The 23220-nt window shown below is 66.3% G+C and carries 23 protein-coding genes; 19 read left to right on the top strand and 4 right to left on the bottom strand.

The features are described 5' to 3' along the window. Positions 1 to 48: 48 nt before the first annotated feature. Both H9638_RS03925 and H9638_RS03920 read right to left on the bottom strand, forming a co-directional pair. A complete protein-coding gene (locus tag H9638_RS03925) occupies positions 49 to 516 on the bottom strand; it encodes a GNAT family N-acetyltransferase (RefSeq protein WP_151724061.1) in 468 nt (155 codons plus the stop codon). Positions 517 to 553: 37 nt separating this feature from the next. Then, the gene (locus H9638_RS03920) at positions 554 to 1168 is read right to left on the bottom strand and encodes a TetR/AcrR family transcriptional regulator (RefSeq protein ID WP_191746326.1); all 615 of its coding nucleotides are present in this window, start codon (positions 1166 to 1168) and stop codon (positions 554 to 556) included. Between the two features lie 146 nt (positions 1169 to 1314). Here H9638_RS03920 and H9638_RS03915 point away from each other — a divergent pair, with 146 nt between their 5' ends. The 16 genes from H9638_RS03915 to H9638_RS03840 all read left to right on the top strand — a co-directional run bounded on the left by H9638_RS03915 (position 1315) and on the right by H9638_RS03840 (position 17138). Beyond that, positions 1315 to 2919 carry a carboxyl transferase domain-containing protein gene (locus H9638_RS03915; RefSeq protein WP_191745915.1) on the top strand — a complete coding sequence of 535 codons (1605 nt, stop codon included), beginning with the start codon at positions 1315 to 1317 and terminating at the stop codon, positions 2917 to 2919. Next, complete coding sequence (locus H9638_RS03910; RefSeq protein ID WP_191745914.1) at positions 2876 to 5014, top strand: acetyl/propionyl/methylcrotonyl-CoA carboxylase subunit alpha; 2139 nt, start codon at positions 2876 to 2878, stop codon at positions 5012 to 5014. The genes H9638_RS03915 and H9638_RS03910 overlap by 44 nt, the downstream gene beginning before the upstream one ends. Positions 5015 to 5029: 15 nt before the next feature. Further along, positions 5030 to 6193: an acyl-CoA dehydrogenase family protein gene (locus H9638_RS03905; protein WP_191745913.1), complete on the top strand. Its 1164-nt coding sequence runs from the start codon at positions 5030 to 5032 to the stop codon at positions 6191 to 6193. 43 nt (positions 6194 to 6236) lie between these two features. Further along, positions 6237 to 7031 carry a CoA transferase subunit A gene (locus tag H9638_RS03900; protein WP_191745912.1) on the top strand — a complete coding sequence of 265 codons (795 nt, stop codon included), beginning with the start codon at positions 6237 to 6239 and terminating at the stop codon, positions 7029 to 7031. Then, the gene (locus H9638_RS03895) at positions 7031 to 7672 is read left to right on the top strand and encodes a CoA transferase subunit B (RefSeq protein WP_191745911.1); all 642 of its coding nucleotides are present in this window, start codon (positions 7031 to 7033) and stop codon (positions 7670 to 7672) included. The genes H9638_RS03900 and H9638_RS03895 overlap by 1 nt, the downstream gene beginning before the upstream one ends. Next, a complete protein-coding gene (locus tag H9638_RS03890; RefSeq protein ID WP_191745910.1) occupies positions 7665 to 8216 on the top strand; it encodes a MaoC family dehydratase in 552 nt (183 codons plus the stop codon). The genes H9638_RS03895 and H9638_RS03890 overlap by 8 nt, the downstream gene beginning before the upstream one ends. 87 nt (positions 8217 to 8303) lie before the next feature. Further along, on the top strand, positions 8304 to 9122 hold the full coding sequence (locus tag H9638_RS03885) for an HpcH/HpaI aldolase/citrate lyase family protein (protein ID WP_191745909.1): 819 nt from the start codon (positions 8304 to 8306) through the stop codon (positions 9120 to 9122). A gap of 78 nt (positions 9123 to 9200) precedes the next feature. Continuing rightward, on the top strand, positions 9201 to 9878 hold the full coding sequence (locus tag H9638_RS03880; RefSeq protein ID WP_191745908.1) for an NAD(P)-binding oxidoreductase: 678 nt from the start codon (positions 9201 to 9203) through the stop codon (positions 9876 to 9878). Positions 9879 to 9926: 48 nt separating this feature from the next. Beyond that, positions 9927 to 11225 (top strand): 1-deoxy-D-xylulose-5-phosphate reductoisomerase, encoded by a 1299-nt coding sequence (gene dxr, locus H9638_RS03875; RefSeq protein ID WP_191745907.1) that lies wholly within the window; start codon positions 9927 to 9929, stop codon positions 11223 to 11225. Positions 11226 to 11255: 30 nt separating this feature from the next. Continuing rightward, the gene (locus tag H9638_RS03870) at positions 11256 to 12596 is read left to right on the top strand and encodes a M50 family metallopeptidase (protein ID WP_191745906.1); all 1341 of its coding nucleotides are present in this window, start codon (positions 11256 to 11258) and stop codon (positions 12594 to 12596) included. Positions 12597 to 12676: 80 nt separating this feature from the next. Then, positions 12677 to 13303 (top strand): MarR family transcriptional regulator, encoded by a 627-nt coding sequence (locus H9638_RS03865; protein WP_318241773.1) that lies wholly within the window; start codon positions 12677 to 12679, stop codon positions 13301 to 13303. Positions 13304 to 13365: 62 nt separating this feature from the next. Further along, positions 13366 to 13836 (top strand): hypothetical protein, encoded by a 471-nt coding sequence (locus H9638_RS03860; RefSeq protein WP_191745904.1) that lies wholly within the window; start codon positions 13366 to 13368, stop codon positions 13834 to 13836. A 20-nt stretch (positions 13837 to 13856) separates the two neighbouring features. Beyond that, entirely contained in the window at positions 13857 to 14150 is a 294-nt protein-coding gene (locus H9638_RS03855) for a YciI family protein (protein ID WP_191745903.1), read from the top strand. 124 nt (positions 14151 to 14274) lie between these two features. Then, positions 14275 to 15441 carry a flavodoxin-dependent (E)-4-hydroxy-3-methylbut-2-enyl-diphosphate synthase gene (gene ispG / locus H9638_RS03850; RefSeq protein ID WP_191745902.1) on the top strand — a complete coding sequence of 389 codons (1167 nt, stop codon included), beginning with the start codon at positions 14275 to 14277 and terminating at the stop codon, positions 15439 to 15441. After that, on the top strand, positions 15416 to 16306 hold the full coding sequence (locus tag H9638_RS03845; protein WP_318241772.1) for a GNAT family N-acetyltransferase: 891 nt from the start codon (positions 15416 to 15418) through the stop codon (positions 16304 to 16306). The genes ispG and H9638_RS03845 overlap by 26 nt, the downstream gene beginning before the upstream one ends. A gap of 118 nt (positions 16307 to 16424) precedes the next feature. Next, on the top strand, positions 16425 to 17138 hold the full coding sequence (locus tag H9638_RS03840) for a hypothetical protein (RefSeq protein WP_191745901.1): 714 nt from the start codon (positions 16425 to 16427) through the stop codon (positions 17136 to 17138). A 97-nt stretch (positions 17139 to 17235) separates the two neighbouring features. On the opposite strand, the gene H9638_RS03835 is transcribed toward H9638_RS03840, so the two are convergent. Then, positions 17236 to 18504: a CynX/NimT family MFS transporter gene (locus tag H9638_RS03835; RefSeq protein ID WP_225216989.1), complete on the bottom strand. Its 1269-nt coding sequence runs from the start codon at positions 18502 to 18504 to the stop codon at positions 17236 to 17238. A 23-nt stretch (positions 18505 to 18527) separates the two neighbouring features. Between H9638_RS03835 and H9638_RS03830 the strand changes: the two genes are divergently transcribed. The 3 genes from H9638_RS03830 to H9638_RS03820 all read left to right on the top strand — a co-directional run bounded on the left by H9638_RS03830 (position 18528) and on the right by H9638_RS03820 (position 22051). Further along, positions 18528 to 19208: a FadR/GntR family transcriptional regulator gene (locus H9638_RS03830; protein ID WP_191745899.1), complete on the top strand. Its 681-nt coding sequence runs from the start codon at positions 18528 to 18530 to the stop codon at positions 19206 to 19208. Positions 19209 to 19444: 236 nt separating this feature from the next. Continuing rightward, positions 19445 to 21244, top strand: a complete 1800-nt coding sequence (locus H9638_RS03825) for a proline--tRNA ligase (protein ID WP_191745898.1) — start codon at positions 19445 to 19447, stop codon at positions 21242 to 21244. A gap of 9 nt (positions 21245 to 21253) precedes the next feature. Beyond that, positions 21254 to 22051, top strand: a complete 798-nt coding sequence (locus H9638_RS03820) for a sulfite exporter TauE/SafE family protein (protein WP_191745897.1) — start codon at positions 21254 to 21256, stop codon at positions 22049 to 22051. 33 nt (positions 22052 to 22084) lie between these two features. On the opposite strand, the gene H9638_RS03815 is transcribed toward H9638_RS03820, so the two are convergent. Beyond that, complete coding sequence (locus tag H9638_RS03815; protein WP_191745896.1) at positions 22085 to 23077, bottom strand: aminoglycoside phosphotransferase family protein; 993 nt, start codon at positions 23075 to 23077, stop codon at positions 22085 to 22087. Between the last annotated feature and the right edge of the window lie 143 nt (positions 23078 to 23220).

Here is a 23220-nt window from a genome sequence, read left to right as displayed (position 1 = left end):
CCACGCTAACCGTGGGAACGGGCCTTGTCCGCAGTGCTTCCGGCAGGCCTAGGCCAGCTCGAGTTCCAGTTCCCGGACCACGGCACCGCGGGCGTTGGCAAAGCTGCGCTCCTCGCCGATCATCTTGAAACCGTAGCGTTCCAGGATGCGGATGGAGCTGACGTTGTCTGCGACGGCGCGTGCCCGGACCGGACGCTCAGGGAATTCTTCGAGGAAGAGGCCCACGGCCGCCGTCGTAATGCCCTGTCCCCAGCGGGAGCGGTCGATCCAGTAGCTGATCTCCGGGACGTCGCCCTCGCGGTAGGCCAGGATGGATCCCACTACGTCGCCGTCGGCCACGATGGTGCGGACGGTAATCGAAGGATCGCTGAGGATTTGCTGCCAGTGGAGGTCGAAGACGCCCCGGTCTGACGGATTTTTGGCGGCGAAGGCGGCCATATGGTTGGCGCCCGGGTCCAGCTGATGGTTGAAGAATTCATCCAGATCGGCTGGAACAACGGCACGAAGCTCAATCACGGCAGGTCTTTCTGCTCGGGGTGTTTTGTCCAGCGTACTAGGCATTCAGTGCCGCCCACGCCATTCGTTCCAGCAGGGCACGGAGCCGCACTGTCTCCCTGGCGGTGGTTTTGCTGGTCAGGGTGTGGGATGTGGAGTTGATCAGGCCGAACACGGCCTGGGCGCGGTGGCGAAGCAGCGGCAGGCCGGAGTCGGGGTGCAGAGCGGAAATGGCGTCCACCCACACCTCGATGTACTGGCGCTGGAGCTGGCGGACCGTGCGCTCGTCCTCTTCCGGCAGGCTGGCCAGGTCCCGGTCCTGGACCCGGATCACGTTGGACTGGCGCAGAGCGAAGTCCACCTGGAATTCGATCAGTCCGGTCAGGGCGTCCTCGGCTGTGCCCGATTCGGCGACGACGGCGGTCCCGCCCTCCAGCAGATCCTTGCTCACGCCGATCAGCAGGGCGGCCAGCACCGCCGGCTTACCGCTGAAGTGGCGGTACACGGCCGGTCCGCTGACCCCGGCGGCCGCGCCGAGTTCTTCGATTGAGACACCGTTGTAGCCGCGCTCCGCGAACAGCGACGCAGCGGCGTCGAGCATGGCGGCACGGCGCGACGCCTTGGCCGCGCTGCGGCCGGTTGTGGTGCGCGGGGTGGTCTTGGTGACTTCCATGCCTGCCTTTCCGCGGTCCTGTATGGGCAACTCCTCCATTGTGGTGGACAGGTCAGTTAATAGCCACTAACCTAATTTGGGTTAGTGGTCATTAACCGGCGTCGGCACTGACGCAGGTTCCCACGCGGTGAAACCAAAGGAAGTCGATGGAGACCCTTGTTACCGGTGTGGATGCCGCCTCGGCGTCCTACGCAGCCAATGATTCGGCCCAGCGGATCCTCGCCGGGGAACTGCGCAAACTGCTCGCCGAAACCGCCCAGGGTGGTCCGGCCCGGTCGCGTGAACGTCACACCGGGCGGGGGAAACTGCTTCCCCGGGAACGGGTGGAAATGCTGCTCGACGACGGCAGCCCGTTCCTGGAGATCGCACCGCTGGCAGCCAACGGCATGTACGGGGACGAATGCCCGGGCGCAGGGCTGATCGCCGGAATCGGGCTGGTCCACGGCAGGCACGTGATGGTGCTGTCCAACGACGCCACGGTCAAAGGCGGAACCTACTACCCGCTGACGGTAAAAAAGCACCTTCGGGCGCAGGAAATTGCACTGGAGAACCGGCTGCCGTGTATTTACCTGGTGGATTCCGGCGGCGCCTTCCTGCCCCTGCAGGACGAGGTGTTCCCGGACCGGGAGCACTTCGGCCGGATCTTCTACAACCAGGCCCGCATGTCCGCCGCGAAAATCCCGCAGATCGCCGCCGTCCTGGGTTCCTGCACCGCAGGCGGTGCCTATGTCCCGGCCATGAGTGATGAAACCGTCATCGTCCGGAATCAGGGCACCATTTTCCTGGGCGGTCCGCCCCTGGTGAAGGCCGCGATCGGGGAAGTCGTCACCGCGGAGGAGCTCGGCGGCGGGGAACTGCACTCCCGGATTTCAGGGGTGACGGACCATCTGGCCGAAAACGACGCCCACGCCCTGGAAATCGTGCGCAACATCGCTGAGACCTTCCCGGCCCCGGAACGGGCCTGGAACCCGGAGCCCTCGGTGGAGCCCGCCGTCGATCCGGCAGGCCTCTACGGCGCCGTGCCCGCTGACCTGCAAACCCCCTACGACGTGCGGGAGATCATCGCCCGCCTCACGGACGGCAGCGAATTCCACGAGTTCAAAAAGGAATTCGGAACCACCCTGGTGACCGGCTTCGCCCGGCTGCACGGGCACCGGGTGGGAATCGTCGCGAACAACGGAGTCCTGTTCAGCGAATCCGCGCAGAAAGGCGCACACTTCATCGAACTCTGCGACCAGCGCGGCATCCCGCTGATCTTCCTGCAGAACATCTCCGGCTTTATGGTCGGCCGGGACTACGAGGCCGGGGGAATCGCCCGCCACGGCGCCAAGATGGTCACCGCCGTCGCTACCTGCCGGGTTCCGAAACTGACGGTGGTGGTCGGCGGGTCCTTCGGTGCGGGGAACTATTCGATGTGTGGACGGGCCTACTCGCCGCGGTTCCTGTGGATGTGGCCGGCCGCCCGGATCTCCGTGATGGGCGGAAACCAGGCCTCCGCCGTGCTGGCGACGGTGCGCCGGGACTCAGTGGAATCCCGGGGCGGGGAATGGAGCGCGGAGGAGGAGGAAGCCTTCCGCGAACCGATCCGGAAGGACTATGAGGCCCAGGGCAGCCCCTACTACTCCACGGCACGGCTCTGGGACGACGGGATCATCGACCCGCAGGACACCCGCACCGTCCTGGGCCTGGCCCTGGACGTCTGCGCCAATGCTCCGCTGCCCGCAACCTCCTTCGGCCTCTTCCGGATGTGACCCCGTGACTTTCGAAACCGTATTGGTGGCCAACCGCGGCGAAATCGCCTGCCGCATTCTCCGCACGCTGAAGCGGCTGGGGCTGCGGACCGTTGCCGTCTACAGCGACGACGACGCCGATGCCCGGCACGTGCGCGAAGCTGACACAGCCATCCGGCTGGGTCCGGCCGATCCGCGGCGGAGCTACCTTGACGCCGGCGCCGTGCTGGCCGCCTGCCGGCTCTCCGGCGCGCAGGCCGTGCACCCGGGCTACGGCTTCCTGAGCGAAAATTCCGCTTTTGCCCGCCTGCTGCAGGAGAACGGGATTACCTTCATCGGTCCCGGTGTGAAAGCGCTGGAGCTCATGGGGGACAAAATCCGGTCCAAGAACCATGTGGCCGGCTACGGCGTCCCGGTGATCCCCGGCGTCGCCGAACCCGGACTCACCGACGCGGACCTGACCGCGGCCGCCGGGCGGGTCGGCTATCCGCTGCTGATCAAACCTTCGGCCGGCGGCGGCGGGAAGGGCATGCAGGCGGTGAACACACCCGGCGGGCTCCCGGCTGCCCTGGCCTCCGCCCGCCGGATAGCAGCCTCGGCCTTCGGCGATGACACCCTCTTCCTGGAACGGCTGGTGCCCACCCCGCGCCACATCGAGGTGCAGGTCCTCGCGGACACCCACGGCAACGTGATCCATCTGGGCGAACGCGAGTGTTCGCTGCAGCGGCGGCACCAGAAGGTCATTGAGGAAGCACCGTCGGTCCTGCTCGATGAGGCCACCCGCGGCCGGATCGGAGCGGCCGCCTGCGAGGCTGCCCGCTCGGTGGAATACACCGGGGCTGGCACCGTGGAGTTCCTGGTCTCCGGAGAGACCCCGGATGAGTTCTTCTTTATGGAGATGAACACCCGGCTGCAGGTGGAACACCCGGTCACCGAAATGGTCACCGGTATCGACCTGGTCGAATGGCAGGTCCGCATCGCCGCCGGAGAGCAGCTCGGTTTGACCCAGGAGGATGTCCGGCTGACCGGCCACGCCGTGGAAGCCCGCGTGTATGCCGAAGACCCGGCCCAGGGATTCCTCCCCACCGCCGGGACGGTGCAGCTCCTGCACGAAGCTGCCGGGGACGGGGTGCGCACCGACTCCGGGCTGATCGAAGGCCAGCGGGTGTCCGCCAGCTACGACCCGATGCTGGCCAAGGTCATCGCCTGGGGGCCGGACCGGCGGCAGGCGCTGGCCCGGCTGGACGCGGCGCTCGCCGAAACGGTGATCCTGGGCATCGGCACCAACATCGAATACCTGCGGCTGCTGCTCGCCGATCCGGATGTCCAAGCGGGGAACCTGGACACCACGCTGATCGAGCGCCGGCTTCCGGACCTGCACTTCCAGGCACCGGACGACGTCGAACTGGCTGCCGCCGCCCTGTTCCGGCTCGCTGCGCTGCAGAACCACGGGCAGCCAGCCGGTTCTCCGTGGCAGCGGGCCGATGGCTGGCGCATCGGCGGAGCACGGCCGCTGACTGTCGCCGTGACCGCGGGCGGCACCCTGCACACGGTGGAGCTCACCGGCACCCCTGACGCAGCGGAAGTGCGCATCGACGGGACAGGGGCACGCGGCGCCGCCCTGCACGTGGACGGGAGCCGGGCACGGCTGGTGCTGGACGGCGTCGTCCATTCCCTCCGGTTCAGTGCCGCAGCGAACCCCGGCTCGGGCCCGCAGTCCGGGCCCGGTCAGGCGCTCTGGACCTCCAGGAACGGCTTTACCGCGGTCCTGGAGCTGCCGGACCGCAGGGAACGCCTGCGCGCGTCCCTGGCTTCGGCCGAACGGGCCGCAGGAGCCGCTGATCCCGTCCTGCGCTCGCCGATGCCCGGCACCGTTGTGAGCGTCGCCGTCGGGAACGGGGACACCGTTGAGGCAGGCCAGGCGCTGCTCAGCGTGGAAGCCATGAAGATGGAACATCAGCTCACCGCGCCTGTGGCCGGCACCGTGGCCATGACCCTGCGTCCCGGGGACCTGGTCAAAGCCGGGCAGGTACTGGCCACGGTTTCCCCCGCTGCTGCACCACCCCAGCCCCCAGCCCCGGTGGGCCTGGACCCGGCCGCGGAACCGCACACCTAACCGAAGGAGCAGGGCATGCCGGACTTTGAACTCAGTGAGGAACACCAGGCTCTATCGGACACGGTCCGGGAATTTGCCGACGAGGTGGTTGCCCCGGTTTCCGCCAGGCACGACGAGGAACACAGCTTCCCCTACAAGGTGGTGGCGCAGATGGGGGAGATGGGCCTGTTCGGCCTCCCGTTCCCCGAAGAATACGGCGGTATGGGCGGCGACTACTTTGCCCTGGCCCTGGCCCTGGAACAGCTGGCCCGGGTGGACCAGTCCGTGGCCATCACCCTGGAAGCCGGTGTCTCCCTCGGCGCCATGCCGATCTACCGCTTTGGCACCGAGGAGCAAAAGCAGCAGTGGCTGCCGGCGCTGGCTGAGGGCACCGCGCTCGCAGGCTTCGGACTCACCGAACGGGAGGCAGGCTCCGACGCCGGCGGCACCAAGACCACGGCCCGCCTCGAGGACGGGGAGTGGGTGATCAACGGCAGCAAGGAGTTCATCACCAACTCCGGCACGGACATCACCTCTCTGGTCACCGTCACCGCCGTCACCGGAACCTCCGAAGGGCCGGACGGAACCGTGCGCAAGCAGATCTCCACGATCATCGTCCCGTCCGGAACTCCCGGCTTCACGGTGGAGAAGGCGTACAACAAGGTGGGCTGGAACGCCTCGGACACGCATCCCCTCACCCTCGAGAATGTGCGGGTGCCGCAGGAGAACCTGCTGGGAGCCGAGGGCCGCGGATTCGCCAACTTCCTGCAGATCCTGGACGAGGGCCGGATCGCAATCGCGGCGCTGGCCACCGGTGCCGCACAGGGCTGCGTGGACGAGGCGCTGCGCTACGCGTCGGAACGCCACGCTTTCGGCGCACCCATCGGGAGCAATCAGTCGATCGCCTTCAAGATCGCGCGGATGCAGACCCGGGCCCACACTGCCCGGCTTGCCTACTACGACGCCGCGGCCCGGATGCTGGCCGGCAAACCGTTTAAGTCGCAGGCGGCCATGGCTAAGCTGGTCGCGGGAGAGGCCGCGATGGACAACGCACGGGATGCCACCCAGGTCTTTGGCGGCTACGGTTTCATCAACGAGTTCCCGGTGGCACGGCATTACCGCGACTCGAAGATCCTCGAAATCGGCGAAGGCACTTCCGAGGTTCAGTTGATGCTTATTGCCCGCGAGTTGGGGCTCTGAAGCGGAGAAGTTGGTCAACGGCGATTAACGAACGGACGGTTCCATGATTGACAAGACAGTGGCGACGCCGGCGGAGGCCGTAGCCGACATTCCCAGCGGCGTGTCCCTGGCCGTGGGGGGATTCGGGCTCTGCGGCATTCCCGCGGCCCTGATTGAGGCCCTGTACGACCAGGGCGCGGACCGGCTGGAAACGGTGTCCAACAACTGCGGCGTGGACGACTGGGGGCTCGGCCTGCTGCTGGCCGATCACCGGATCCGCCGCACGGTCAGCTCCTACGTGGGTGAGAACAAGGAATTCGCCCGGCAGTACCTGGCCGGCGAACTGGAGGTGGTCCTCACCCCGCAGGGGACCCTGGCCGAGAAACTGCGGGCCGGCGGTGCCGGGATTCCGGCGTTCTACACGAGCGCCGGCGTCGGGACCCAGGTCAGTGAAGGCGGACTGCCGCAGAAGTACGACGCCGAGGGCGGGGTAGCGCTGGCCTCGGAACCCAAGGAGGTCCGCGCCTTCCACGGCCGGGACTACGTGCTGGAAGAGTCCCTGACCCCGGATTTTGCCCTGGTTCATGCCTGGAAGGGTGACCGGCACGGAAACCTGGTGTTCCATGCCTCTGCCATGAACTTCAACCCGCTCTGTGCGATGGCCGGCAAAGTCACGATCGCCGAGGTGGAGGAACTGGTCGAAGCAGGCGAGCTGGATCCCGGAGAGATCCACGTGCCGGGCATCTTCGTCCAGCGCGTGGTCCACACGGGACCGGGGGAGAAACGGATCGAGAAGAAGACGGTTTCGGCACCCCGTACAGCAGACACTTCACGCGGCGCGGCCGGGAAAGGCCTGTAATGGCACTGACACGCAACGAACTCGCAGCCCGGGTGGCACAGGAACTTCGGAACGGGCAGTACGTGAACCTGGGCATCGGCATGCCCACGCTGATTCCCAACTACATCCCCGAGGGGGTGGAAGTGGTGCTGCATTCCGAAAACGGGATTCTTGGCGTCGGCCCGTATCCGGAGGAGTCCGCACTGGACCCGGACCTGATTAACGCCGGAAAGGAAACGGTGACCGTCAACCGGGGCGCGGCCTTCTTCGATTCCGCGGCGTCCTTCGGCATGATCCGCGGCGGGCACGTGGACGTCGCCGTGCTCGGCGCGATGGAGGTTGCTGCCAACGGGGACCTCGCCAACTGGATGGTCCCGGGAAAAATGGTCAAGGGGATGGGCGGGGCCATGGACCTGGTCTTTGGCGCCAAACGCGTGATCGTCATGATGGAGCACGTGGACCGCAGCGGCGCCCCGAAAATCGTCTCCGAATGCTCCCTGCCGCTGACCGGCCGGGGCTGCGTGGACCTGATCATCACCGACCTTGCCGTGATTGAAGTGGGACCGGAGTCGCTGGTGCTGCTGGAAACCGCACCCGGAGTCACCGTGGAGGACGTGGTGGCCGCCACCGGGGCGCCCCTGGAAGTGGCTCTCGGTGTCTGAGCCGGCGCGGCAGGCAGGGGATCCCGGTCCGGCAGCCCAGCCCGAAGGGGAGGAGCGCGTGGTTCTCCAGCGCGGCCTCTGGTACGAGGAACTCGAAACCGGAACGGTGTACGCGCACCGGCCCGGCCGGACCCTCACCGAAGCGGACAACGTCCTGTTCAGCACCCTGACCATGAATTCCCAGCCCCTGCACCTTGACGCGGCCTACAGTGCCGGGCAGCCCTTCGGCCAGCGCCTGGTGAACTCGATGCTCACTCTCGCCGTGATGGTCGGCCAATCCGTGGGGCAGCTCACCCAGGGCACCCTCGTGGCCCAGCTGGGACTGACGGACGTCGTCTTTCCCTACCCGCTCTTCCACGGGGACACCCTGTACTCGCAGACCCGGGTGGCCGCCAAACGGATGTCCGGCTCCCGCCCGGGACAGGGGATTGTGACCCTGGAGCACACCGGGCACAACCAGGATGGAACGGTGGTGGCCACCTTTACCCGGACAGCGCTGATGTGGACGGAATCCGGCGGCCAACAATCCCGGAACACACGCTGAACCGGATCCACCGCTAACTTCCCGGGTGCAGGCACCGGTAAGTTGGAGAAGCCTTGGAAGTCGAAGCCGCGTAAGGAGCACCCCGAAATGACCACCTTCCCCATGGGACCCGCCCTGCTGTTCTGCCCCGCGGACCGGCCGGACCGGTTTGCCAAGGCCGCCGAGCGGGCCGATGCCGTGATCCTGGACCTGGAAGACGCCGTCGCGCCGGAGGACAAGGAAAAGGCCCGCGAAAACCTGGCCGCGTCCGACCTTGATCCGGAGCGCACCATCGTCCGTGTCAACCCGGTGCACAGCACCTCCTTCCGGGCCGATCTGGAAGCGCTCGCAGTCACCGGATACCGCCACGTGATGGCGGCCAAAGCCGAGGACCCCGGGGAAATTGCCCACGCCCTGCGTCACTACCAGGTCATTGCACTGCTGGAAACCGCGCTCGGCGTGATCCGCGCCCCGGAAATCGCCCAGGCCAAGAACGTTGCGGCACTGATGTGGGGTGCCGAAGACCTGCTGGCTTCCCTGGGCGGTGAATCCAGCCGGACTACGCAGAGCAGTTACCGCGGGGTCGCCGTCCACGCCCGTTCCACGGTGCTGCTGGCAGCGGGAGCTTTCGGTAAGGGCGCGATCGACGCCATCTACGGGAACATTGCTGACACCGCCGGCCTGGAAGCGGAAGCGCGCGACGGCGCCGCGTCGGGTTTCGCGGCGAAGGCCTGCATTCATCCGGGACAGGTTGCCGCCGTACGGGCCGCCTACGCCCCCTCGGATGAGGAGAAGGCATATGCCCGCGACCTGCTTGCGGCGGCCCGGGGGCAGGGCGGGGTCTTCAGCTTCCGCGGCGAAATGATCGACGGCCCGCTCCTCCGGCAGGCAGAACAGACCCTGCGCCGGGCGGGCATCGTGAGCTAAGGTCCTGGCCTTCAGGCGGTGGATATCAGGGTTTCCGAAACCGGGAATCTTCAGTGTGTGACGTCCGTTACATACGTTATGCGCATAGTGATAGCTGGAGCCCACGGGCAGATTGCACGCGAACTCGGGCGCCTTCTGGTGGCCGCTGACAATGACGTAGCGGGCCTGATCCGCAATCCCGACCAGGTGCCGGACCTGGAGATGGACTCGGTGGCTCCGGTTGTCCTGGACCTGGAGAACAGCACCACGGAGGATGTCACGCAGGTCCTCACCGGGGCGGACCTCGCCGTTTTTGCGGCCGGAGCCGGTCCGGGAAGCAGCATTGCGCGCAAGGACAGCGTGGACCGCGGGGGAGCAGTCCTTTTCGCGGAGGCGGCGGAGCTTGCCGGGGTGGCGCGGCTGATCCAGATTTCCTCCATGGGGACGGACACGGTCCGCGGCGGACACCGCCCGGAAGGGCTCGCCGACGCCATGTATGCCTATCTCGTGGCCAAACTGGCAGCGGAAGAGGACCTGGAGGCGCGCGACGCCCTGGACTGGACCATTGTGCGGCCCGGGATGCTGACTAACGGTGAACCCGTTGGCCTGGTGGACCTGGCGGTCGATGTCCCGCAGAACACGATTCCCCGGCAGGATGTGGCTGCCGTGATCGCCGAGCTGGTCAGCAGCAGGCGCGGCGGCGGCCAGGTGCTGGAACTGGTGACGGGAACAGAGTCTATTCCCGATGCCGTCGCGGCGCTGCCCGTCGCTTTGTGAGCCGCAGCTCCAGGCGTAGAGCCGGACCGCGTGCGGGATACTTGGACCATGCAGAATCCTGATGCCTCCGATTCCCAGTTCCGTGCAGAAAACTCCGGCGCGCCAGCCCGCCTCGGGGGAGCCCCCGCAGCATCTCCGATCTGGGGTGCAGATGCCGGCGGCCCTGAATCCGTGCCCCGCCGTGTGGTGCTGCTTGGATCGACCGGTTCGATCGGAACCCAGGCCATCGACGTCGCCGACGGCGCACCCGACCGCTTCGACATCGTGGCTGTTGCCGCGGGAGGCGGCAACCTGGAGCTGCTGGCCCGGCAGGCAGTCCACACCCGGGCGGACGCCGTAGGCTGCGCCGCGGTGGACCTTCCCACCCTGAAGGCGGCGATTGAACAGGCCGCCGCGGAGGCATCGGTCACCGGCTATGATCCGGAACTTTTCGTGGGTGCCGGTGCCGCCACCGCCGTCGCCGCGTGGCCGGAAGCCGACGTCGTGCTCAACGGCATGACCGGATCGATCGGGCTGGAACCGACGCTCGCGGCGCTGGCCGCCGGGCACCTGCTGGCCCTGGCCAACAAGGAATCCCTGATCGTCGGCGGGGCCCTGGTCAAACAGGCCGCGCAGCCCGGCCAGCTGGTTCCGGTGGACTCCGAACACTCCGCCCTGGCCCAGGCGCTGCGCTCCGGTGCCCCGGAGGAAGTGGACCGTCTGGTGGTCACCGCCTCCGGCGGGCCCTTCCGCGGACGGAAGCGGGAGGAGCTGGCGGACGTCACGCCCGATCAGGCGCTGGCCCACCCCACCTGGAAAATGGGCCGGATGATCACCACCAACTCGGCAAGCATGGTCAACAAAGCCCTCGAGGTGATCGAAGCGCACCTGCTGTTCGACATTCCGCTGGAGCGGATCGACGTCGTGGTCCACCCCCAGTCAGTGGTGCACTCCATGGTGCAGTTCATTGATGGTTCCACCATTGCGCAGGCCTCGCCGCCGGACATGCGGCTGCCGATCGCCCTGGGGATGGGCTGGCCGCACCGGGTCGCGGGGGCCGCTGCGCCCTGCGACTGGACCAAGGCCGCGGAGTGGACCTTTGAACCCCTCGACGAGGATGCCTTCCCGGCAGTTCGCCTGGCAAAGGAAGCAGCTGCTTCCGGCGGAACCGGCATGGCCGTCTACAACGCAGCAAACGAGGAAGCCGTGGATGCCTTCCATGACGGACTCATTGGATTCACAGACATAGTTGATACGATCTCCGCCGTGCTGTCGGAGCACACCGACTCCGGCCCCCTGACCCTGGAATCGGTTCTGGCAGCTGAAAAATGGGCACGCTCCGCCGCCCGCGCCCGCTGCGGCAGGTAGCGAAGTCCGTTCTGATCCAAAGGAAGTCCGTTGAGCGTTTTACTCTTTATCCTGGGCGTGCTGTTCGTCGCAGCCGGCATTGCGGTGTCGATCGCGCTGCATGAGGTTGGCCACCTCGTGCCCGCCAAGGCTTTCAAGGTGCGTGTCACCCAGTACATGATCGGGTTTGGTCCCACGGTCTTCTCCCGGCGCCGCGGCGAGACGGAGTACGGCTTCAAGGCGCTGCCGCTGGGCGGATACGTGTCGATGGTGGGGATGTTCCCGCCCAATAAGGAAACGGAAGACGGCGGCGTCCGGCGCTCCAGCACCGGCATGTTCCAGCAGCTGGCCGTCGATGCCCGGCAGGCTGAATCCGACCGGCTGGAACCGGGGGATGAGGACCGCGTTTTCTACAAGCTGCCGGTGTGGAAACGGATCATCATCATGCTCGGCGGGCCGTTCATGAACCTGCTGATCGGCGTCGTCCTTTTTGCCGTCCTGCTGATGGGCTTCGGCACCGCCCAGAGCACCACCACCCTGGCCTCGGTCAGCGAGTGCGTGGTGACGGGCAGCCAGGCCGCAGCCGGACAGGCAGAGTGCACTGATGCCGACCCGGCGGCCCCGGCACACGAGGCGGGGCTGCTGCCCGGCGACACGATCACGGGCTTTGACGGTCAGCCGGTGGCAGGCTGGGCTGAGCTCTCGGAGCAGATCCGTGCGGCGGCCGGCCGCAGCGTCACCGTGACCTATGAGCGCGGCGGCGTGGAGGCTCAAGCCGTCATTACCCCGCTGCTCACCGAACGTCCCGTTACCAAAGATGACGGCACGGTGGTCCTGGATGAGAGCGGCAACCCGGTCACCCAGGAAGTCGGCTTCATCGGCGTCGGCTCGCAGACCGCCCTTGTGCGTCAGCCCGCCACCGAGGTGCTGCCCATGGTGGGGGAGAACCTGCAGGGAATTGCCGGCGTCGTTATCAATCTGCCCCAGCGGCTGGCCGACGTTGCGCAGGCCGCGTTCTCCTCGGAGGAGCGCGACCCCAACGGTCCCATGAGCGTTGTTGGTGTGGGCCGGATCGCGGGTGAGATCTCCTCAATGGAGGAAGCACCGGTCCAGAACCGGGTGGCTACCCTGATCGGGCTGGTGGGCAGCGTGAACCTGGCACTGTTCGTCTTCAACCTGATCCCGCTGCTCCCGCTCGACGGCGGTCATGTGGCCGGCGCGCTGTGGGAAGGGCTGCGGCGCCGGGTCGCCAAACTCTTCAAGCGCCCGGACCCCGGGCCCTTCGACATGGCGAAACTGCTGCCGGTGACCTACGCCGTTGCCGTGCTGCTGATGGGTATGGGTGCCCTGCTGATCTATGCCGACATCGTGAAGCCGGTCAGCCTCTTCTAACCCGCTGGTTTCAAATTAGATTGAAGCCCATTTAGGTTGTAATTCAATTTGCAAACGAATATGGTTTCACCATGTTCGTGATGACGATTGATCAGAAGGACAGCCGCAAAACCCCGGACCGGGTCCCCGGACTCCTTCGGCACCTCGCCGGCCTGGACCTTGAGCTGCCGTTCGAACGGACCGTGGGGGATGAAGTGCAGGCCGCGGCTTCCTCTGCGGCGGTGGTGGTTGATGCTGCCCTGCAGGTCCTCCGCCTCGGGGGGTGGTCGGTCGGGATCGGCGCGGGAGCCGTGGAACTTCCTTTCCCTGCGTCCTCCCGGGAGGCCGGGGGAGACGCGTTCATCGCGGCGCGCACCGCCGTCGAGCGGGCAAAGAAAACCGGAGACCGGCCCCCCCTCGCCGTCTCCGTGGTGGAGCCGGCGCCGGAACCCGGTGCCGCCGCTGCGGCCTCCGATGCCGAGGCCGTCCTGGTGCTGATCGCCCGGCTGGTCCGCGACCGCACGGAAGCGGAGTGGCGCATCCTGGAACACGTCGAACCCCTCAAATGGGGAGCGCAGACAGCGGCAGCACGTAAGCTCGGCATCAGCTCCCAGGCGGTCAGCAACGCCGTCCAGCGCGCCGGCTGGAATGAGGAATGGGCGGCCCGGCCCGCCGCGGCAGCCCTGTTGGAGCGGGTGGAACGGGTATTGGCCGGCGAAACGCCCTGAATTGTCTCCGGATCCGGTGAATCCGGGCCGGCCGGTGCCGGACGGTAGAGGAAAGCAGCTGCATGGAAGTCTTATGGATTGTGCTGGGGCTGGCAGTTGCTGCCTTCGGTGGATGGCCAGTGACGGCCGCCGTCCTTCGAGTCGCCCGGGCAGTTGAGGCGGCCCGTCCAGGCAGGGACCCCCGGTACGATCCGGCTGCCGATCAGGTGCACGAGCTGGCCGGGGGTGTGGCGCAGGAGCAGCATCAAGTGCTTCCGCCACTGCCGGCGCGGCCGCCGGCGCCGGCAGCGCCGGTGATCCTGCGCGGCGGGCTGGTCATCGGGTTCCTGGAGCGCCTGGCCGTCGCCACCGCCGTCCTGGCCGATGAACCCGTGGCGATCGCCTACGTGGTGGCCATCAAGGGGCTGGGCCGGTATGCCGAGCTTAAGGAAACCCCGGCAGCGGCCGAGCGCTTCATTATCGGCACCCTGACCTCCATGCTGTGGGCCGTGGGCGCTGCGGCAGCGGTCCGGGCGGCGCTGCTGCAGGGCTGAGATACCTTAGGGTGGAATCCATGAGTATCTTTGCCGTGGAATACGTGTACGACGCCGAATCAGCCCACCTGCGGGACCAGCACCGCCCCGCGCACCGTGAGTGGCTTGCCGCTCTGGTGGAGGAAGGCCGGGTCCTGGCCAGCGGACCGTTCAGCGATGGTGCCGGTGCCCTGCTGATCCTCACGGCCGAGGATGAAGAAGATCTCAACAGCCTGCTGAAGCAGGATCCCCTCGCTGTGGGCGGCGGAATTTCCGGCCTGAAGACCACCGAGTGGAAGCCTGTTACCGGAGCTTTCGCGCACCTGGCGTCCTAAGCCCAGAGTGATATTCCACCCTGCATCAGCGCGGGCAGCGCGGCCGGGTGGATAATAGGAACGGTGCGCTTACCCCGCACCGTTCACAGACCACATATTTGCCCCCGGGCACATGGAGGAAGTTTTGACCTCGGTCAACCTTGGAATGCCAGCAGCACCGCCGCCCGTCCTCGCTCCGAGGCGGAAGACCCGCCAAATCAAGGTGGGCTCCGTCGGCGTCGGGTCGGACTTCCCGATCAGTGTCCAGTCGATGACCACCACTCCGACCACCGACATCAACGCGACGCTGCAGCAGATCGCCGAACTGACGGCGTCGGGCTGTGACATTGTCCGCGTGGCGTGTCCCAGTGCCGACGACGCTGCGGCGCTGCCGATCATCGCCAAGAAGTCGCAGATCCCGGTGATTGCGGACATCCACTTCCAGCCGAAGTATGTGTATGCCGCGATCGAAGCCGGCTGCGCCGCCGTGCGCGTCAATCCCGGAAACATCCGCAAGTTCGATGACCAGGTCAAGCAGATCGCCAACGAGGCCAAGGCCGCCGGCGTTTCCATCCGCATCGGCGTCAACGCCGGTTCGCTGGACCCGCGCCTGATGGCGAAATACGGCAAGGCCACACCGGAAGCCCTGGTGGAATCTGCCGTCTGGGAAGCCTCCTTGTTCGAAGAGCATGACTTCCATGACTTCAAGATTTCCGTGAAGCACAATGACCCGGTTGTGATGGTCCGCGCTTACGAGCTGCTCGCCGAACGCGGCGACTGGCCCCTGCACCTGGGCGTCACCGAAGCCGGCCCCGCCTTCCAGGGGACGATCAAGTCCGCCACTGCCTTCGGGGCGCTGCTCTCCAAGGGGATCGGTGACACCATCCGCGTCTCGCTCTCGGCTCCGCCGGTGGAGGAAATCAAGGTTGGCAACCAGATCCTGCAGTCGCTGAACCTGCGCCCGCGGAAGCTGGAAATTGTCTCCTGCCCCTCCTGCGGCCGCGCCCAGGTGGATGTCTACACCCTGGCCGAGCAGGTCACCGCCGGACTGGAGGGTATGGAGGTTCCGCTGCGCGTTGCCGTCATGGGCTGCGTCGTCAATGGTCCCGGTGAAGCACGCGAGGCCGATCTGGGTGTAGCCTCCGGTAACGGCAAGGGCCAGATTTTTGTCAAGGGCGAAGTCATCAAGACCGTTCCCGAAGACCAGATTGTAGAGACCCTTATCGAAGAAGCGATGAGGATCGCGGAGGATATGGGGGAGGCCGATGGCGAAAATGCTGGCACGGGTGGCCCCATGGTTACAGTCGGCTAAAGCCGGCCCGGAGATCCGCAGTGGGCACCAATCGGGCACGCTGCGGATTCTGGCTGCCGCGGACACAGCGGCTTTAACGGAGCTCGCCGCCTCCGACCCGGTGGCGAACACCTTCCTGCTCTCCCACCTGGAAATCACCGGCACGGCCGCACCCACCTCGGCAGGTGCCCAGATTCTTGGCGTTTTCGACGGCGAGGATCTGGCGGCTGCCTGCTGGGCCGGCGTCAACGTGGTGCCTACGGGCGTGGATGCCGACACCGGCCCCGAGATAGGTGCCTACCTGGCCCGGACCGGGCGCCGATTCTCCTCCATCTTCGGTCCTGCCGAAGCAGTTCTCTCGCTGTGGTCCGAACTCCGGCATGCCTCGCCGCGTCCCTTCGACGTCCGCGGCGACCAGCCCCTGCTGGAGATTACCGGTCCGTCCGCGGTGCCTCCAGCTCCCGGCCTGCGCAAATCCCGCCCGGAGGACCTGGACCTCCTGCTGCCGGCCTGCACCGCCATGTTCGAGGAAGAAGTCGGTTACTCTCCGGTGTCCGGCGGGAGCCGGCATTACCGCCAGCGGGTGCTTTCGCTTATCAAGAACGGCCACTCGCTGGTGGAATTCGACGATTCCGGCCAGGTGATCTTCAAGGCCGAGCTGGGAACAGTTTCCAGCAATGCCGTCCAGGTGCAGGGCGTATGGATGAATCCTGCCTACCGCGGACGCGGCCTGAGCGCCGCCTACATGTCTGCCGTGGTGGACTTTGCCCAGGAACTGGCCCCCGTGACAAGCCTCTACGTGAACCATTACAACGCTCCGGCCCGGGCAGCCTACGAGAGCGTGGGGTTCACCCAAGTCGGAACGTTCGCCACGATCCTGTTCTGATTTCTTCATGACCCAGCCCACCTCCTAGGATGCCCAGTGTGCTTGCTTTTATGACAGGCGCCACATCAGCATCATCTGACCCCGGTAGTACCGGGGTGGAACACAATTGGGGGAAGAAATGAAGAAGTCCATGAAGACCGGTGCACTTTTAGTGGCCGGCGTTTTTGCGCTCTCGGGCTGCGGCAGCTCGAGTGAGGCCGCGGATTCCGGTTCGGCGGAGTCCTCGTCCTCGCCCACGCCTACCCTGGCGGTTGGTCAGGATCAATACACGGCCGATGAGCTCGAAGCGGCGCTCACCGCAGCCCAGAAAGCCATGGGATTCAGCGGGATTGTCGATAACGACGCCTCCGTGCGGTCCATGCTCGAAGCGGCTGGCTTTTTGTCGGTCACGGCCACACCCGCGCAGTGCGCCACTCTGGGCTCCTCCCTGTTTGATGAGACCATCACAACGGGAAATTCGGCGGCCATGGAAATGGAGGGCACGGACGCGTTGTTGCTGGTGAGCTACAAGGACGCCAGTGTCCCGGATGAGCGGGCCGAGATCGGTGAGCAGTTGGCCAGTGACTGTGCAGAGTTCGAGCTGGAAAACAAAGGAATGACCATTTCCGGTGCGGCGGAAGCCCTTGAAGTCTCCACAGAAGCGCCGAGCACGCAGGCATTCAGGACCACGATCACCCAACCCGGAGGGAAGGCCGAAATCGTACAGGTCCAGGCTCACTCCGGCACCGTGAGCTTGAGTGTCAGCATGTTCGATCCGGCAGATGCAGCGGCCGCCGTTGATGTGGCCGAGAAAACAATCAACGCCGCGCTGGCCGAACTCGCGAAAATGTAAGGCTTATCAGTCACGGGCGGGGCCGGACCTGCAGCGGCAGGCCCGGCCCCGGTTTGGTTGCCGGCCCGGCCTTGGCGACGCCGGGCGAAAAGCTGCTCTAGGTGCCTTGCAGCCGCTGTGGAACCGGATTGGCCTGCGGTCCCGGAACCGGACCCTCGATCGGCCCGGAGCGCCCCGCCATGTACCCCGCGAAAATCTGCACCAGCAGCTGTGCCGTCATAAAGCCGATCGAGGCCTGCCACCCTCCGGTGATTTCATGCAGGATGCCAACGATCAGAGGGCCGGGAATTGAGATCAGATATCCGACGCTTTGCGTAAATGCCGAAAGTTTGATGACGCCGACGCTGCTGCGCGATTTGATGCCGATCATGGTCAGGGCCAGGGAGAACGTGCAGGAAGAAATGCCCAGCAGCACCGCCCACACAAAAGACCCCGAGGCCGGGGAAATCCACAGTCCGATGTGGCCCAGCAAGCCACATACGCCCAGCACAATGACGATGGGACCTTGGTTCGGACGGCGCGCTGCCAGGTTAGGGATAACAAAGGCCAGCGGGATGGAAACCCCCATAACGATTGCCAGGAGCAAGCCGGCCGTGGCGTCACTGAGCCCATTGTCACTGAAGATTTTTGCCAGCCAGCCCATGCAGATGTAGGCAGCACTGGCCTGCAGGCCAAAGAATACGGCCAGCCACCACGACGTCGAACTCTGCCACGGATTGACCCGCGCTGACATGCGGACCGCCGTCGGCATCGGACCGGCCGGCTGAGTCGAGGGCCGCAATCTGCGCACGCCCATGTACGCGGCGGCCCAGACGCCGGCCGCCACCAGTGCGGGAAGAGCCCAGATGCCAAGTCCGAACCGCCAGTTGCCGCCGAACGCCTCATTGACCGGAACAGCCACCGCCGCAACAACCGCTGTCCCCAGGGACAACGTCGTCGTATAGAGTCCGGTGACCCTGCCGATGCGGTCAGGGAACCAGCGCTTGACCAGCACCGGCATCAGCACATTGCCCACGGCAATGCCGCTCAGGGCCACAGCGCTGAAGAACAGGAAGGCGGGGGTGCTCGGCGCAGCCGAGCGCAGGAGCAGTCCCAGGCCGATTGCCAGCATTGCACCGAGCACAATGACCTCGGGGCCGCGTTTCAGGGCGAGTTTCGGCGCAAGGGATCCGAACAGGGCAAAACAGGCGGCAGGGGCCGCAGTCAGCAGGCCCGCTGTCAAACCGCCCAGTTGCAGGTCCGCGATGACGCTGTCAAGCAAAGGCCCCAGCGAAGAAATGGCCGGCCTGAGGTTTACTGCAGCCAGCAGGATCCCCGTCAAAAGGACAGCTGGAAGCCATGGGGCAGGGTGAGGATTCTTGCGCATTCCACCGATCATATAATGATGGGATGAATCGCCCAGATCCCGCCGGCCTGCTGCCACAGCCCCGCCGTGAGTCCTTGGTTGAACAGGTCATTGAGCAGTTCCGCCACCGGATAACGCGCGGCGACTGGCCGGTGGGGCTTCGCATACCCACCGAACAAGCCCTTGTCGAACAGCTCGGCGTTGCCCGGAACACAGTGCGGGAAGCCGTGCGCGCGCTGGCGAACAACGGACTGCTGGATATTCGCCAGGGTTCCGGTACCTACGTCATCGCCACCAGTGAACTGGCGGGAGTAATGCAGCGGCGGTTTGCGCAGGATTCAACGGATGACGTCACCGAATTGCTGCGTGAGCTTGCCGCGAGCGGCGCCCGGCTCGCGGCGCAGCGCCGCACGGATGCCGATCTGGAGCGCCTCGACGTGCTGCTGGGCCAGCGCGATCAGGCCTGGGACTACGGTGACCTCGAAAACTATCTGGAAGCTGATGCGCAATTCCACCGGGCGATTGTTGCCGCCAGCCACAACGCCTCGCTCATCAGTTTGTACGCGGATCTCGACGAGGTTTGGCGCAGTATCCTGCGCCGGCGCATAGGCTCCATGCAGCCCGGAACCCGCCGGCCGCACGAGGACATTGTGCAGGCGATCCGCAGCCATGACGGAGCTGCTGCCGACTTCCACGCCCGCGCCGATCTCATGGGCGATTCCTAAGCCAGCCCAACTACACGGCACATATGGCGGCTTAACGGCCCTCACCCGTTGCCCGCTGTGCAGGTATGGCGGCCTTCCGCGGGAAAAAGCCGCCATACCTGCACAGCCACCGACCCTAACCACCGCCGAATCCGCCACACGCAGGCCGTGTCCGGGAACCCCGGGGCAAGCGGCTAGATTAGTAGGGAGAACTTCTTCCTTAGCGTGCAGCACGGCTGCAGAAACGGATTCCCAGCGTGGTCCTTCGACTTTCCACTCTTTTCCTGCGCACCCTGCGCGAAGACCCGGCGGACGCCGACGTCGCCAGCCACCGCCTCCTGGTCCGTGCCGGTTATATCCGCCGGGCTGCCCCGGGCATCTACTCGTGGCTCCCGCTGGGCCTGCGGGTGCTGGGCAAGGTTGAGACCATCATCCGCGAAGAAATGGCAGCGATCGGTGCCCAGGAAGTCCACTTCCCCGCGCTGCTTCCCCGCGAACCCTACGAAGCCAGCAACCGCTGGACTGAATATGGCGATAATCTCTTCCGCCTGCAGGACCGCAAGGGCGCGGACTACCTGCTGGCCCCGACCCATGAGGAAATGTTCACCCTCCTGGTCAAGGACCTGTACAGCTCCTACAAGGACCTGCCGGTCTCCCTGTTCCAGATCCAGAACAAGTACCGCGACGAAGCCCGTCCGCGGGCCGGGCTGCTCCGCGGCCGCGAGTTCATCATGAAGGACTCCTACTCCTTCGACATCGACGACGAAGGCCTGGAAGCGAGCTACCAGGCCCACCGCGGCGCCTACCTGCGCATCTTTGAGCGACTGGGGCTCGACGTCGTTGTGGTCTCCGCTGTTTCCGGTGCCATGGGCGGCTCCAAGAGCGAGGAATTCCTGCACCCGACCCCGGTCGGCGAGGACACCTTCGTGCGCTCCGCCGGCGGTTACGCGGCCAACGTCGAAGCGGTCACCACCGTGGCCCCGGCAGCCATCGACTACACGGACGCGCCTGCAGCCCAGGTCGTGGACACCCCCGACACCCCCACCATCGACACCCTGGTGGCCGACGTCAATGCACGCTTCCCGAAGGCCGCCGGCGAATGGACCGCCGCCGATACCCTCAAGAACGTGGTGCTCGCGGTTTCGCTGCCCACCGGCGAACGGCAGATCGTCGTCGTCGGCGTTCCCGGCGACCGGGCCGTGGACCTCAAGCGCATCGAAGCTAACATCGGCTCCCACCTGGAAATCTCCGGCGAACTGGGCGTCGAAGCCGCCACCGAGGATGACCTGAAGAAGCACACCGGCCTGGTCAAGGGCTACATTGGCCCGGGCCTGAGCCTGGACGACGCCGTGCTCGGCAGCGAAGCTGCTACCGGCCTGCTGTACCTGGTTGACCCGCGCGTGGTTTCCGGCACCAGCTGGATCACCGGCGCCAATGCGCCGGGCAAGCACGTGATCGGCCTGGTTGCCGGCCGCGACTTCACCTGGGACGGTGTCATCGAGGCCGTTGAGGTCCGCGAAGGCGACGAAGCCCCGGACGGCTCCGGCCCCCTGGAAGCCGCCCGCGGCATCGAAATGGGCCACATCTTCCAGCTCGGCCGCAAGTACGCCGAAGCCCTGGGCCTGAAGGTCCTGGATAAGAACGGCAAGCTCGCGACCGTGACCATGGGTTCCTACGGTGTGGGTGTCACCCGCGCGGTCGCAGCGCTGGCCGAATCCAACCGCGATGACAAGGGAATCATCTGGCCGCGCGCCGTCGCGCCGGCAGACGTCCACGTTGTAGCCACCGGCCGGGGCGAGGAAATCTTCGAAGCCGCAGCCACACTTTCCGAAGAACTTGAAGCCGCCGGACTGGAAGTCATCTATGACGACCGGCCCAAGGTCTCCCCGGGCGTGAAGTTCGGCGACGCCGAACTGATCGGCGTGCCCACCATTCTGGTGGTCGGCCGCGGACTCGCTGACGGCGTCGTCGAAATCAAGGACCGCGCCACGGGCGTTGCCGAGAATGTGCCCGTTGCCGAAGCCGTGGAGTACGTGCTCCGCGCTGCCCGGGCCTAAGCAGCCAGGTTGGTCTCCGGGCTCGAGGAGATAACGCTCGCCACCATCGCCTTGATTGTGGTGGCGGGCCTGGCAGCTGGCTGGGTCGACGCCGTTGTGGGCGGCGGCGGCCTGCTCCAGCTGCCGGCGCTTCTTCTCGTGCCCGGAATCGCCCCCGTCGAGGCCCTTGCCACCAACAAAATGGGCTCGATCTTCGGAACCACCACCAGCGCCGTCACCTACTACCGGCGCGCGCACCCGGACCTGAAGACCGCCCTGCCGATGGCCGGGGTGGCACTGGCCGCAAGCTTCGGGGGAGCGGTCCTCGCGGCGTCGCTGCCGGCATCGGTCTTCAAGCCCATCATTGTGGTGGCCTTGATCGTCGTCGCTGTCTTCACCGCCACCAAACCCACCGTCGGCGAACTGACCAAGCTGCGCCACACCGGCAACCGCCACTACTGGACAGCCGGAGCCATCGGCGGCGCCATCGGTTTCTACGACGGGCTGATCGGGCCCGGCACCGGGTCCTTCCTGATCATCGCGATGGTGACCCTGCTGGGCTACAACTTCCTGGCCGCCAGCGCCAAGGCCAAGATCGTGAACATGGCGACCAACATCGGCGCCCTGGCGTTCTTCCTGCCGCACGGCTCCCTGCTGTGGGGTATCGGCCTGATCCTGGGCATCGCCAATATGACCGGGGGCTACATCGGTGCACGCATGGCCGTGAAGCAGGGCAGCAAATTCATCCGGATCGTGTTCCTGGTGGTGGTCGGTGCGCTGATCATCAAGCTGGGCACAGACGTCTGGATGGAGAATTTCCAGGGCTAGTTTCCGCACCCCGGGTGCTGCCGCTAAAGCTGCCTACGCAGCCGGCAGGTCCTGCACGGACGGAAGCCCCGGATGGCTCCTCCCGGCCAGCGCGGCGGCAACCCACACGGACCGCTGGGCATCTCCTTGGAGACCGTCCCGAAGATAATCCAGGGCGTTCTCCACTTCACGCAGGATGCTCCATTCGCGTGCCGCCTGGGGATCCAGGCCGGCAGCGGTGCACAGCGCCGACAACCGGTCCTCCAGCGACCGGCGGGGCGCAGCCTCGTCCAGATCGTCCAGCCGGTTCCAGAGCATGGGCGCGACGGCGTACTCGGCCTCCCCGAACACCGCCTGCGGATCGATGGCGGCGAACTCTTCGGACCCATCAAGCCGGCGGAGGATATTGCCGTAGTGCAGGTCCGCGTGCACCAGCACATCCCGGCTGGACCGGCGGCCCACTGCGCCCCTCGTCTGGCACACCTCCAGTGCGGCCTCCAGCAGCCAGCGCTCGAAGGGGCGGCCCAACGCCTCCCAATCGGCCGGCAGCTCGTCGGAGAACTGCTCGGCCCGCTCCGCAACGGAGGGGATCGCAGCCCACTGCGGGTCATCGGTGCCCTGCAGGCTCAGGCGGCGGACCAGGCCGCCCCAGACCTCGACGGCGTCGTGCATCGGAACATCCATCAGCGTGCGCCCGGGGTCCAGGCGTTCGAGCAGCAAAGCTGTGCCGGACGCGTTCCGCTCGAGCAGCCGGACCGCCCCGTTGCCATCCCAAAGCTCCAGCGCCGCGGTTTCTGTCGCGGCCTCAGGGTGCGGGTACGGAAACTTCAACACCGCCGGAGTATCTCCGCCAGCGGCGATGACAGGCAGCACCAAAGCACCGTACCCGTGCCACGCGGTGGTCCCGGCAGCTGCATCCGGACGCATCCCGAAACCCTGAAGGCTCTCCTGGACCAGGGCCGGCAATCCATCCAGCCAGGCACGGCCTTCCCTCGTCCGCAGATAGCGCTGGCGCAGCGCTTCGGGTACGACGACGGCGGGAGCCATGAATTCCTCCTGGATTGGGATTTCCGGCCCTCAGGCCCAGTTGAGGGGCTTGGCGCTGATCCGCCGGAAGGCGGGGTCCAGCAAATGGTTTCGGCGGGTTCGGTCCGCCGGGCACCTGACCAGAGTAAAGGGGCCGGAAGGGG

It is taken from the genome of Arthrobacter pullicola (genome assembly GCF_014836875.1).
Lineage (GTDB): Bacteria > Actinomycetota > Actinomycetes > Actinomycetales > Micrococcaceae > Arthrobacter_B > Arthrobacter_B pullicola.
This window is presented reverse-complemented; position numbering and strand designations above follow the sequence as displayed.